This window comes from Sphingomonas sp. 35-24ZXX (assembly GCF_000786215.1).
Classification (GTDB): Bacteria; Pseudomonadota; Alphaproteobacteria; order Sphingomonadales; family Sphingomonadaceae; genus Blastomonas.
The window spans coordinates 308443-321550 of sequence record NZ_JROG01000004.1 but is presented as its reverse complement, the minus strand read 5'-3'; the positions used below and the strand labels follow the sequence as shown (position 1 = coordinate 321550).

Below are 13108 nucleotides of genomic sequence, written 5' to 3'. Positions count from 1 at the left end.
TGATGACCCGCCTGGCGCCTGACGCCGCGCTGATCGAGCGCGACTTTGCCGTACCCGACATCCGCTGCGCCGGATGCATCTCCAAGCTGGAGCAGGGCCTGGTGCGCGACGCGCGCATCAAGACGGCGCGCGTCAACTTCACCGAAAAGCGGGTGCACCTGTCCTGCACCGCCGATGCCGACATGCCGGACCTGCTGGGCGCGTTCACCTCCTTGGGGTTCGAGGCGCATCCGATCGGCGAGGGCCCGCGCGAGGTCGATGCCGAGGCCGCAAGCAGCCGCGAGCTGCTGCGCGCGGTCGCGGTCGCAGGCTTTGCGATGATGAACATCATGCTGCTGTCGGTCTCGGTCTGGTCGGGCGCAGCAGGCGTGACACGCGACCTGTTCCACTGGCTGTCGGCGATGATCGCGCTGCCGACGATCGCTTATGCCGGGCGGCCGTTCTTCCGTTCGGCCTGGCGCGCGCTCCGCCATGGCCACACCAACATGGACGTGCCGATCAGCATCGGCGTCTCGCTCGCCACTGCGCTAAGCCTCTACGAGACCGCAACGCATGGTCCCCACGCCTATTTCGACAGCGCGGTGATGCTGCTGTTCTTCCTGCTGTGCGGCCGCTGGCTGGACAGCGTGATGCGCGACCGCGCGCGCGGCGGAGTCACCGCGCTGCTGCGCAACATGGGCACCGGAGCGATGGTGCTGCAGGGCGATGGCAAGACCCAGTGGGTCGATGCCACGCAGCTGCAGCCCGGCATGGTGATGCTGGTCGCGGCAGGTGAAAGGCTCGCCGCCGATGGCGTGATCGTTCTGGGTGCCACCCGCATCGACCTGTCGCTGCTGACCGGCGAGAGCGCACCGCAGCAGGCGAGCATCGACGATGTCGTGCATGCCGGCACGCTCAACATGGAATCGCCGGTGCGCGTGCGCGTGACCGCTGCGGGCACCGACACCGCGATTGCCGATATCGCCCGGCTGATGGGCGAAGCCTCGCAGGGCAAGTCGCGCTATGTCCGCATCGCCGACCGTGCCGCGCGGCTCTATGCCCCTGCCGTTCATAGCCTCGCGCTGGCCGCCTTTGCCGGCTGGATGATCGCAGGCGCCGGCTGGCACGAGGCGCTGCTGATCGCGGTGGCGGTGCTGATCATCACCTGCCCTTGTGCCCTGGGCCTCGCCGTCCCCGCAGCGCAGATCGTGGCGGCCGGCGCGCTGATGAAGCGCGGCGTGCTGATCAAGGATGGGTCCGCGCTCGAACGGATGGCCGAGGTCGACCGTGCGCTGATCGACAAGACCGGAACGCTGACACTGGGCCGCCCGGTGGCGAGCAACCTGCACGAGATCGCGCCCGACCACCAGGCGCTGCTGCTGGCGCTTGCACAGGCCAGCCGGCATCCGCTGAGCGCCGCCTTGACCCGCGATCTGGGCGCGCTGGGCGTCAGCCCGGCAGCGATCGAGGCGGCACAGGAGACGCCCGGCTTTGGCATGGCCGCCGTCTGGAAGGGCCGGCCGGTCACATTGGGCCGCCCACAGGGGGCTGATGCAGGGAGCGAGCTGGCGACTGAACTCTGCATCGAGGATGCGCCGGTTGCCACTGTACGCTTTGCCGATGCGCTGCGCCCCGATGCCTTGCCGGCGATTGCGGCGCTGCAAGCATTGGGCGTGGATGCAATGATCCTTTCGGGCGATCGCACCGCAGCGGTCGCGCCGGTCGCGCGGACATTGGGTCTGACCGCACTCACCGGGCTGAGCCCGCAGGACAAGCTGTCCGCCATCGGGCGGCAGGCGGCAGCGGGTCACAAGGTGTTGATGATCGGCGATGGCCTCAACGATGGCCCCGCGCTCGCCGCCGGACACGCCTCGATGGCACCAGGGTCAGCCAGCGATGTCGGAAAGAACGCATCGGACTGCATCTTCCTGGGGGACCGGTTGATGCCGGTAGCCGACACGATCCGCATGGCGCGGCAGACCCAGGCGGTGGTCCGGCAGAACTTCATGCTCGCCATCGGTTATAACGTCATCGCGGTACCGCTCGCCTTTGCCGGGATCGTGACCCCGCTGATCGCCGCCATCGCGATGTCGGGTTCGTCGCTGATCGTCGTCGGCAACGCGCTCCGGCTCAAGAGGACACTGACATGAACGGCCTGCTGGTTCTGATCCCCATCGCCCTGTTGCTCGGCCTGCTGGGCCTGGGGGCCTTTTTCTGGTCGCTGGGTCGCGGCCAGTTCGATGATCTGGATGGCGCGGCGCTGCGCATCCTGGTCGAGGACGAAGCCGATCCTGCACAGGTGCTGCCATGACCGCTGCCGCGCCCGGTGCCTTGCTGGTGATCGCCGCGATCGTGCTTGCGCCGTTGACCCCGGCCGATGCGCGCATGATTGCTGTGAGCAACTGCAACGGTGGCATGAGCCTGCTGATCATTCCCGGAGATGGCGACGTGCCCGGCAAGTCCGGCAGCGATTGCGCGAAGGCCTGTCATGCGATGACCGAGCGTCGCAGCAAGGGACCGGGAAAGACGCCCGGCCCTCACTGCTGACACCCAGCCATCCCGACGCGACACCCCTCCCGCGAGGGAGCAGGCGCCGCGTCATCAGATGTTTCGATCAGACCAGCGTGCCGCTGGTCCGGCTGGTGGAGGAATATCCGCCTGCGCCGAACAGGATGTCGCGCAGATGGTCTGGCGACATGCCCGCGGAATCCGCGTCCACCGAAACGAAGATACCGCCCTCGGTCATCCGCTCTTCGTAATAGCGCGCTTCATCCTCTTCGACGCCATGGCTGGTCAGGACACCCATCAGGCCCCCTGCTGCCGCGCCGATCGCGGTACCGGTAATGGCAGCACCGCCCACCGCAGCCTCGGCGATCGCGCCTGCGGCAATGAACGGTCCCACGCCGGGAATGGCCAGCGCGGCGATGCCGAACAACGCACCCAGCCCCGCGCCTGCGGCCGCCTTGCCCAAGACGTCGCGGGTCTGCTCTTCACCGGCACCGTCGGTCGTTGTCGCCTTGCCGCTGTCCGACCGGGCGATAATCGAGATGGCGGTATCCGGAACCCCGGTGGAACGCAGTTGATCGACAGCGCGTCCGGCTGCGCGCTGGTCATCGAATATGGCGGATACAAAGCTGTTGTGCATGAACTCTCTCCTTGGTCACCCAGCCCGACACTTCAGGCTACGTTGCAGGGGGCAAGTCCGTTCCGCATCGCATGTAACTGGCACGAAACCTTCGACTCCAAAGCAGGTGATTCGGCGCGAAATCGGGGTTTAACGGTAAAGTACGTGACGCATCGGCGCCCAAAAATGCCAGTTTTTTGATGTGTCCAAAAAATTTTACACGTGGCCTGCGCTGGGCTTGCCGCTGATGAACGGCCGATAAAGAGCGTTTGTTAACCATTGGCGTTAACCATCGACAGCGTTGCCATCGCCGGATCGGATTGCCCAGATGCCGGCGATCGAAATCAGCCAAATTGCTGTTATATTGGCATTAATTTCTTGTCAGGCGGACAGATCGCGGACCTCTTGTCACGTCCGGCGCCACAAAGCTGGTTAAAATCCTCGCCAATCTCGTCGCCACGCGCCCCCTCGATTTAGGGGGGCCATGGTCCGGATGGTGAACGTTCGAGGCTGTGGGAATTAACCTTTGTTTCAGCCCCGTCGGAATAGGAAGCGTCACCCCCAAAATGGGGGGACCGCCGGGTCCATCGCCCCAGTGGTGCAATCGATTGTGTCCCCTGGCCGCCATCGATCAGGACTTGAGGGTACGGATATGGACTTGAAGAAGGCAACGCTGGCTGGGTCGGTCGCGATATTCGCGACCGTGGCTGCCGCAGCCCTGTATGTCGGCGGCACGATCGGCACCATCAGTGTCGGCGGACCGATTGCAGACAGCAACCAGCAATCGTCCGATCTGGTCGCCGATATCCTCCCTCCGCCAGTTTACATCCTCGAGACCTATCTCGAAGCTCGCCTTGCCATCAGCGAGCCCGGCCAGGCCGCCCGCCGTGCCGATCGCATGGCCACGCTGAAATCCGAGTATGAGGCTCGGCAAAACCATTGGGCCGCGTCTTCCTTGCCCGATGATCTCAAGGCGCAGCTGGTCCGGGTCGATGCCCCTGCCCGCAGATTCTTCGCCGAGATCGAGAACCGACTGGTTCCCAGCCTGAAGCGCGGGGATCAGGCCGCCGCTGCTGCAAGCGGCGCACGTCTGGCAAAGGCCTATACCGAACACCGGCGCGAGATCGACACTCTGGTCGAACAGACACTCGCCTACCAGGCCGAAACCAAGCAGGCCGGGGCCGCCCACGTCACCTTCGCCTTCTGGACGATGGCGCTGGCAGGCCTGGTGCTGGCCATGGTGATTGCAGCCGCAAATGTCCTGCTCAACCGTCACGCCATCCGCCCCCTCAAGGCCGTTGCCGACGCGATGCGGCGCATGGCAGGCGGCGATCTCGAGGCGCGGGCCGATATTGCAAAACCGCTGGTGGAAATCGGCGACATGATGGCGGCGATCGAAGTCTTTCGCGCTTCATCGCAGGCGCGCGTCACGGCAGAGGCCAAGCAGACGCAGATCGTCCGCGAGCTCACCAGCGGGCTCGACGCACTGGCCGGCAAGAACCTTACCTATCGGATCGCGCAGAGCTTTCCGCCCGAATACGAGCCGCTGCGGGTGAGCTTCAACAAGACCACGGCTGAACTGTGCGAAGTGCTGGCGCATACGGCATCGTCGACCAGCAACGTGCTCACCGGCGCCGGCGAAATCCGCTCCGCGTCCAACGATCTAGCCCAGCGCACCGAACAGCAGGCCGCCAATCTGGAAGAGAGCGCGGCAGCGATGCGCGAGGTCACCGACATGGTGCACCAGACCGCCCAGAATGCAGCCGAGGTGGGCAAGCAGGTGTCGGAAGCGCATGGCAGCGCCACCGATGGCGGGGCCGTGGTCCACCGCGCCGTCGATGCCATGGGCAACATCCAGAAATCGGCCAGCCAGATTACCAGCATCATCGACGTGATCGACGGCATCGCCTTCCAGACCAATCTGCTGGCGCTGAACGCCGGGGTCGAAGCTGCCAGGGCGGGAGAAGCCGGCAAGGGCTTTGCCGTCGTCGCCAACGAGGTCCGCGCGCTGGCGCAGCGGTCCGCCGATGCGGCCCGCGACATCAAGGCGCTGATCACGGCCTCGAACGACTCCGTCGCCGAAGGCGTGGCGCTGGTCGATCAGACCGGCACGGTGCTGCTGACGATCGGCGACCGGGTCGCTGCGATCAACACCCAGATCAGCGAGATCGCGCAATCCGCTCATAACCAGGCGCTGCGTCTGCGGCAGGTCAATCTGGCCGTCAGCGACATGGACAAGATGACCCAGCAGAATGCGGCCATGGTCGAACAGACCAATGCCGCCGCGCGCAGCCTGGCCGAGGAGGCGACCGACCTTGCTGGGCTGGTCCAGGCCTTTGTGACCGGCAGCGACAGGGTCGACGTCGCTCGCTCGCAACCCACCCCATCTCGGCCGCGCGTGGCCCCCCGCGCAGCCAGGATATCGGGAAATCTGGCACTCAAGCCAGAGACAGAAGAAGACGACGATTGGTCTAACTTCTGACCGAGACACCCGGGGCTGTTGTCCCCGGCCCCGGGTGTACCCGATCCTCCCACCGTCCGATCAACCGTTCCATCCTGTTCGAGGAGATCCCAGACAGTACAAGTTGCTCCAGCCTTGCCGATCAACCGCAGAAATTGGCGTAAAACCCCCCAATTCTATAAATAATTTCACATTAACCACTGCTTCACTGTTTGGTCAGTAAAGTAGCTGATGCTTTGCACCTTTCAGGATCGCAAACAGGGCTACGAGATGAATTCATTGCGCCGCGAAAAGGGATGATCGCGGTCGGTCGCTGACGGGGACGGGGCACCATGAATATCGGCAAGGCAATTTTGAGTGGTTCCGCGATCGTTTTTGCTGCTGTGGCTGCGGCCGCGATCTATGCAGGCGTGACGATCAGCACGATCAGCGTGGGAGGCCCGATTTCCGAGGTCAACCAGCAGTCCTCCGATCTCATCGCGGATATCCTGCCGCCTCCGGTATACCTCATCGAATCCTATCTTGAAGCGCGGCTCGCGCTGGAAGAGCCCGGTTCAAGGCCGCGGCACATCGCAAGGCTGAAGAGCCTGCAAGGCGATTACGATACGCGGCAGGCCTATTGGGCCCAATCGACTCTGCCTGATCCGCTCAAGGCCCAGCTGAAGCGGGTCGACGCGCCGGCGAACCGGTTCTTCACGGAAGTCGAACGGACGCTGGTTCCCAGTCTGAAGCGCGGTGACGAGGTGACGGCTGCCGCGAGCATCGACCGACTGGCAAAGGCCTATGCGGACCATCGCCGGGAAATCGATACGCTGGTGACCCAGAGCGGCGAATTCCAGCAGACCACGCGCGCCGCCGGCGCCGAATATGTATCCTTCGCCATCTGGACGATGGTCGCCGCCGGCCTGGTGCTCGCGCTGGTCCTGGGCGGCGCCAACGTCCTTCTCGGTCGCCATATCACCCGGCCGCTGAAGTCCGTGGCCGATGTCATGCGCGGGATGGCCGCAGGCAATCTGGGCATCAAGGCGGATATCGACCGCCCGATGCAAGAAATTGCCGAGATGATCGCCGCCATCGAGGTCTTCCGGCAATCGTCGCTGGCCTGTGTCGCCGCCGAACAGCAGGCGCTGATCGTCCGCGAACTCACCGCCGGGCTCGAAGCGCTGGCAAACAAGAACCTGAGCTATCGGATCGATACGCCTTTTCCCGCCGAGTTCGAGCCGCTGCGCATCAGCTTCAATACCGCCACCACGGAATTGTGCGAAGTGCTCGGCCATACCGCATCGGCCACCAGCAACGTGCTCACCGGAGCAGCCGAAATCCGGTCCGCGTCGGGCGATCTTGCCCAGCGGACCGAGCAGCAGGCCGCCAATCTCGAGCAGAGCGCGGCAGCCATGCACGCGGTCACCGCGCTAGTCCAGAAGACCGCGCGCAATGCGCTGGATGTCGGACGCGAGGTCTCGGAGGCGCATGACAGCACCACCGAAGGGGCTGCGGTGGTTCACCGCGCGGTCGACGCCATGGGCAACATCCAGAAATCGGCCAGCCAGATCAACAGCATCATCAATGTGATCGATGGCATCGCGTTTCAGACCAACTTGCTGGCGCTGAACGCCGGGGTGGAAGCGGCGCGTGCCGGCGATGCCGGAAAGGGCTTTGCTGTCGTCGCCAACGAGGTCCGCGCGCTGGCGCAGCGCTCTGCCGATGCTGCCAGCGACATCAAGGCCCTGATCACCGCGTCCAACGAGTCGGTCGCCGAAGGGGTGGCCATGGTCGACGCCACCGGATCGGTGCTGCTGCAGATCGGCGAGCGCGTCGCGGCCATCAACACGCGGATCACCGACATTGCCGACTCCGCGCAGGATCAGGCCGAACGCCTGCAACAGGTCAACATTTCGGTCGGCGAGATGGACAAGATGACTCAGCAGAACGCAGCCATGGTCGAACAGTCCAACGCGGCTGCGCGCAGCCTGGCCGAAGAAGCGACTGACCTGTCCGCGCTAGTCCAGGCGTTCGATACCAGGGCCCGCAAAGGCGGAGTCGCCAGGATGCCTGCGTCGCCCAAAAAGCGCAGCGCCATCCGGCCGATGCCCCAGGTTTCCGGCAATCTTGCGCTCAAGCCCGACCCGGCCGAGGACGACTGGTCGAGCTTCTGACCCGCATCCCATCAACCGACGGGCAGGCGTGAGGCGGCGTTTCGCTGCGATCGGCACAATCTGGCAATTTTGACCTCCGTCAAAGACCCCCCTGTGCCGGCCCCCTAAGGTGCAGGCATGTGGACATATCACCCTGATCTGCTCAGCCGGCCAGTGCCGCGTTATACGAGCTACCCCACCGCCGCCGATTTCGGCGAGGATGTGGGGGTCGCCGATTACCTGCGCGCGCTGGATGGCGTGGAATCGGGGGCGCCCTTGTCGCTCTATGTCCACATTCCCTATTGCGAGCAGATCTGCTGGTATTGCGGGTGCAACACCGGCGCTGCGACCCGCAGGCACAGGCTGACCGATTACCTGACCGCGCTGCGCGCCGAGATCGCACTCGTCGCCCGGCGGCTGGGTGGACGCGGACGGGTGCAGCACATAGCCTTTGGCGGCGGCAGTCCCAACGCGATCGCGCCGGTCGAGTTCGTCCGTCTGCTCGACCGGATCATGACGGTGTTCGATTGCAGCCGCCCGGAGGTGTCGATCGAGATCGACCCGCGCACCTTCACCTCGGAATGGGCGCTGGTGCTGGCTTCCTCGCGGGTGAGCCGGGTGAGCATGGGGGTGCAGACCTTCGCGCCGCATATCCAGGCGGCGATCGGCCGCATCCAGCCGCTCGACCAGATCGAGACCGCGATGACCAGCTTGCGGATGCGCGGCATCGATGCGATCAATTTCGACCTGATGTATGGCCTGCCCGGCCAGCATCTCGATGATCTCGATGCCACCTTGCAGCAGACCATCCGCCTCGCCCCCAGCCGCATCGCACTGTTCGGCTATGCGCACCTACCCGACATGATCCCCCGGCAGAAGCGCATCGATGCCAGCGATCTGCCGGGCGATCGCGAACGCTTCGAGCAGGCGGCCTATGGCTATCTGACGCTGACCGCCGCCGGCTATGTGCCCGTGGGCTTCGATCATTTCGCCCTGCCCGGCGATCCGCTGGCTCTGGCCGCGCGCGAACATCGGGTGAACCGCAATTTCCAGGGCTTTACCCATGATGGCGCGACATCGCTGCTGGGCTTTGGCGCCAGCGCGATCAGCATCCTGCCCGGGCTGATCGTTCAGAACGAGAAGAACGCCGGCCCCTATCGCACGCTGATCGGCGAAGGTCGGCTGACCGCCACCCGCGGGGTGGCGCTGAACGCCGACGATACCCGGCGCGGCGCGATCATCAACGCACTGCTGTGCCGCGGCCGGGCCACCCTGCCGCACGAGTTCCTCCCTACTGCCCGCGCCGTGCTGACCGAGTTCGAGCGGCGCGGGCTGCTTTTTTGGGAGGACAGCGACCTGGTCCTGGCACCGGGATCTGAACCCTATGCCCGGGTGATCGCGGCGCAGTTCGATGGATTTCGCGGGGGCATTCATCCGTACAGCGGAGCCAGCCGCTTGCATTCCGCCGCCCCAGCCTGTTGAGCTGTTACCTTCGGGATCGCGGGCACGAATCAGCGTGCGCGGTCTCATTCGACGGGGGAACAGCAAGGCCATGACGGCTTCAGACGCGCAATCGAACTATGCCGGGGTGTTCGGCAATCGCATCGGCTTCGGCCAGCGCCCGGCCTTGCTGCTGATCGATTTCGTCCAGGCCTATTTCGATCCGGAATGCGCGCTCTATGCCGGGGTCGAAGACGCGCTGGCCAGCGCCATCCGCGTGCGCGATGCGGCCCGGGCTGCGGGCATCCCGGTCATCTATACCAATGTCGTCTATCACCCCAGCCTGGTCGATGGCGGCCGCTTCATGCAGAAGACGCGGCTGCTCAACGTGTTCGTCGCGGGATCGCCGATGGGCGCATGGCCGGCAGGGCTGGAGCCGAACGCGAACGAACTGGTGATTTCAAAGCAGTATCCCAGCGCCTTTTTCGGCACCTCGCTGGCCGCGACGCTGACCGCAATGGGCGTCGACAGCGTGATCCTGACCGGGCTTTCGACCAGCGGCTGCGTGCGCGCGACCTGTGTCGACACGTCCAGCCACGGCTTCATCCCGATCGTCGTTGCCGATGCCTGCGGCGACCGGCACCACGCCCCGCACGCGGCGAACCTGTTCGACATGAACGCGAAATATGCCGATGTCGTCAGCGAGGCCGAAGTGCTGGAGCATCTGGCGGGGCTGAAAGGCTAACCCTTCACCCTTCCGATCGTCACCTCCGCGAAGGCGGGGGTCCCGCTTGCTCGTCACCGTTTGAGCATTATAGCAGGCCTCCGCCTTTGCGCGAAGGACGGAGCGGGGTGTGCCCAGCGCGTTCAGATCGCGCCTGCGGCCTTCAGATTGTCGATCGTCTCCGCATCGAGACCCAGCAACTGGCCGTAGATTTCGGCATTGTGCTCGCCGATGCTCTGAGGCGCGAGCGAGCGGATGGCGCTGGGCGTGTCCGACAGCTTGGGAAAGCTGTTCTGCATCGCAAACTTGCCCCAGCGCGGACTGTCGACCTCGACCAGGGCCTCGCGCGCCTTGAAATGCTCGTCCTCCAGCATGTCGGCGGCGCCATAGATCTTGCCCGCCGGCACGCTGTACTCGATCATCAGCGCCTCGACCTCGGCCACGGTCAACGTGCGCGTCCAGGCCTCGATCAGGTCGTCGAGCTCCTTCTGGCGCTGCCCGCGTGCCAGATGCGTCGCATAGCGCGGATCGCACGCCAGCTCGGGCTGTCCCATCGCCGCGCACAGCCGCGCAAATACCGCGTCCTGGTTGGCACCGATCAGATATTCGCCATCGCTGCACTGATAGACGTTGCTCGGCGCGACCCCTTCCAGGATCGATCCGGTGCGCTGGCGGACATGGCCGCCGACCATATATTCGGGCACCAGGCTTTCCATCACCTGCAGCACCGCCTCGTACAGCGCGCTGTCGACGACCTGGCCCTTGCCGGTGCGCTCCCTTGCATGCAGCGCGGCCAGTGCCCCCATGCAGCCATAGGTCGCCGCCAGCGAATCGCCGATCGAAACCCCCATGCGGCTGGGCGGACGGTCAGGGTCGCCGACGATCGCGCGCCAGCCGCCCATCGCCTCGCCAATGCCGCCAAAGCCCGCGCGTGACGAATAGGGGCCGGTCTGGCCATAGCCCGACACGCGCACGATGATCAGCCGCGGGTTGATGACGTGCAGCGCATCGGGCCCCAGCCCCCATTTCTCGATCGTGCCGGGCTTGAAATTCTCGATCAGGATATCGGCGTGCGCGATCAGCTTGCGCACGATCTCCTGGCCTTCCACGATGCGCAGATTGGCGCTGACCGACTTCTTGTTGCGGGCCACGACCTCCCACCACAATTTGTGTTCGCCGTGACCCCAGGCGCGCATCGGGTCACCGCCCCCCTTGCCGTCCACCGCGGGGGGTTCGACCTTGATCACTTCCGCGCCCATGTCGCCGAGCAGCTGGCCGCAGAACGGTCCTGCAATCAGCTGCCCCAGTTCGACGACACGGATGCCGGCCAGCGCCCCCCGGTTTTCTTGGCTCATCTGTCGCTTCCCTTATTCTGCAGCAACGGCATAATTGGCCCAGCGCGGCTGGATCGGCGCAGGCAGGCCCGTTTCCGCAAGGCAGTTCGCACGCAGTTCCTCGATGCTGGGGCCATAATCGAACAGCGCCAGTTCGCCGCGCGCGGCGCGGATTTCGGCGCGCAGGGCTTCGGTGGCGGCGGTATCGACCAGCCCCTCGGCGTCGGCGACAACGCCATAGGCCCTGGCTCCCTCGGGCGTCACCAGCCCCTGGCGGATTTCCTTGCCCACCAGCTCGGGCGCGCGTTGGAGCGGGTCGCCCCAGCCACCGCCGCCCCAGGTGATGAAGTGGAGGACGTCGCCAGCCTCGACATGGACGTCCTCCACCTTGTTGCCGACGATGGTTTGCGACCCGTCGGGCTTTTCCAGAATCTTGCGTGCGCGTGCGCCAGGCTTGCCGCCATTGACGCCCCACGGCGGCACGAACCAGCGGTCATCATGGATGGCAATGACGCCGGGCTCCAGGAACCGGTAGGTCATGATGATGCCGTTGCCACCGCGGTGCAGGCCTGCGCCGCCGCTGTCGGGCACGGTCTCGTAGCGTTCGATGACCAGCGGGAAATACCGCTCGAGAAACTCGTTGGGCACGTTGGTGAAACCGGGCCACAGCGAATGGCCATCAGGGCCATCGCCCATCGGACGCCCCGGGATGCCGCCGAACCCGATCTGGAACAGCTGGAACCATTCGCCCTTCTTGTCGGTGCCTGCGTAGAACAGATGCGGCGACGACGAGAAACCGGCGGCGTTGAGGAACTCGGGCGTCTTCTGACCGAGCAGACCTCCCAGGATGTCGAAGATGCGTCCCAGAGCATGGGTCCGGCCCGACAGTGCAGCGGGATAGCGCGGCTTCAGCAGCGACCCATCGGGAATGCGCACCTCGATCAGGTCGTAGAAGCCGTCGTTGAACAGGATCTGCGGGTCGAAGACCATGATCATGTAGATGCCGAAGAACATCTTGAACATGTTCTCGTTGAGCAGGAAGTTGATCGAGGCCTGGCTCTGCGGATCGGTGCCGTCGAAATCGAGGATCACCGTGTCGCCATCGCGCCACATCGTGCACTTCAGCTTGTAGGGGCCATAGCCCATGCCGTCGTCGCAGATGTAATCCTCGAAGCTCACCGGCTCCTCGCTGATCGCCTGCGCGAGCAGCGTCTTCATCGCGCGGTGATTGCGCGCCAGCAGCTCCTGCGTCGCCGAGACATAAGTATCGACGCCGAAACGCTCGCTCATCTCGATGACGCGGCGCGCGGCGACACGGCACGATGCGATCAGCGCATTCAGGTCGGCTGCGCACCAGGCAGGCGTGCGGCTCTGGTGCAGCACCAGCTTGACCAGATCCTCGTTGTACACACCCTGCTTGTAGATCTTCACCGGGGGAATGCGCACGCCTTCCTGGAAGATGTTGGTCGCATCGATCGGCATCGATCCGGGCACCTTGCCGCCGATGTCGCTCTGGTGACCGAACATCGCGGTATAGGCGAGCAGGCGGCCATCCTTGAACACCGGCAGCAGCACCAGCCAGTCGTTGCAATGGCTGATCGCGCCGCCGACCGAGTACGGATCGGACAGGAAGATCATGTCGCCATCCTCGAGCGTGCCGTCGTAGCCTTCGAGGAAGCCGCCGATGAAACTGCCGAACTGGCCGACGATCATCCGGCCGAGATGGTCGGCGATCAACGGAAAGGCATCGCCCTGTTCGCGGATGCCCGGCGACATGGCGGTGCGCACCAGGGTCGCGTCCATCTCGATCCGCGCGTTGCGCAGCGCGTTTTCGATGATGTCGAGGCTGACCGGATCAATGGCCTTCTTCTCGAACGGGGTCGTGTTGGTCTGAATGATGGTGGCGGGCAT

10 protein-coding genes are annotated in these 13108 nt (G+C 64.9%); 7 read left to right on the top strand and 3 right to left on the bottom strand.

Annotated features, from left to right (window positions below; translation table 11 throughout):
• The first annotated feature begins 2 nt into the window (after positions 1–2).
• Genes LI72_RS09665 through LI72_RS09655 form a run of 3 tightly spaced genes read left to right on the top strand, consistent with a single transcriptional unit; the run spans position 3 to position 2526 of the window.
• On the top strand, positions 3–2129 hold the full coding sequence (locus LI72_RS09665) for a heavy metal translocating P-type ATPase (protein ID WP_081984934.1): 2127 nt from the start codon (positions 3–5) through the stop codon (positions 2127–2129).
• The gene (gene ccoS / locus LI72_RS09660; protein WP_033925678.1) at positions 2126–2290 is read left to right on the top strand and encodes a cbb3-type cytochrome oxidase assembly protein CcoS; all 165 of its coding nucleotides are present in this window, start codon (positions 2126–2128) and stop codon (positions 2288–2290) included. Before LI72_RS09665 ends, ccoS begins: the two co-directional genes overlap by 4 nt.
• Positions 2287–2526, top strand: a complete 240-nt coding sequence (locus tag LI72_RS09655) for a hypothetical protein (protein WP_033925677.1) — start codon at positions 2287–2289, stop codon at positions 2524–2526. The genes ccoS and LI72_RS09655 overlap by 4 nt, the downstream gene beginning before the upstream one ends.
• Before the next feature lie 67 nt (positions 2527–2593).
• Here LI72_RS09655 and LI72_RS09650 read toward each other — a convergent pair whose 3' ends face one another.
• Positions 2594–3124: a hypothetical protein gene (locus LI72_RS09650; protein ID WP_052129700.1), complete on the bottom strand. Its 531-nt coding sequence runs from the start codon at positions 3122–3124 to the stop codon at positions 2594–2596.
• A 631-nt stretch (positions 3125–3755) separates the two neighbouring features.
• On the opposite strand from LI72_RS09650, the gene LI72_RS09645 reads away from it, so the two are divergent.
• The 4 genes from LI72_RS09645 (at position 3756) to LI72_RS09630 (ending at position 9884) form a co-directional block, all read left to right on the top strand.
• A complete protein-coding gene (locus tag LI72_RS09645; RefSeq protein ID WP_052129699.1) occupies positions 3756–5585 on the top strand; it encodes a methyl-accepting chemotaxis protein in 1830 nt (609 codons plus the stop codon).
• 311 nt (positions 5586–5896) lie between these two features.
• Positions 5897–7720, top strand: coding sequence for a methyl-accepting chemotaxis protein (locus LI72_RS09640; protein ID WP_052129698.1), 1824 nt, complete (start codon positions 5897–5899; stop codon positions 7718–7720).
• 117 nt (positions 7721–7837) lie between these two features.
• Positions 7838–9181 carry an oxygen-independent coproporphyrinogen III oxidase gene (gene hemN / locus LI72_RS09635; RefSeq protein ID WP_033925676.1) on the top strand — a complete coding sequence of 448 codons (1344 nt, stop codon included), beginning with the start codon at positions 7838–7840 and terminating at the stop codon, positions 9179–9181.
• Positions 9182–9251: 70 nt separating this feature from the next.
• A complete protein-coding gene (locus LI72_RS09630) occupies positions 9252–9884 on the top strand; it encodes an isochorismatase family protein (RefSeq protein ID WP_033925675.1) in 633 nt (210 codons plus the stop codon).
• A gap of 122 nt (positions 9885–10006) precedes the next feature.
• Here the strand turns inward: LI72_RS09630 and LI72_RS09625 are convergent, their stop codons facing one another.
• Both LI72_RS09625 and LI72_RS09620 read right to left on the bottom strand, forming a co-directional pair.
• Positions 10007–11218, bottom strand: a complete 1212-nt coding sequence (locus LI72_RS09625) for a CaiB/BaiF CoA transferase family protein (RefSeq protein WP_033925674.1) — start codon at positions 11216–11218, stop codon at positions 10007–10009.
• Between the two features lie 12 nt (positions 11219–11230).
• A complete protein-coding gene (locus LI72_RS09620) occupies positions 11231–13108 on the bottom strand; it encodes a hydantoinase B/oxoprolinase family protein (RefSeq protein WP_033925673.1) in 1878 nt (625 codons plus the stop codon).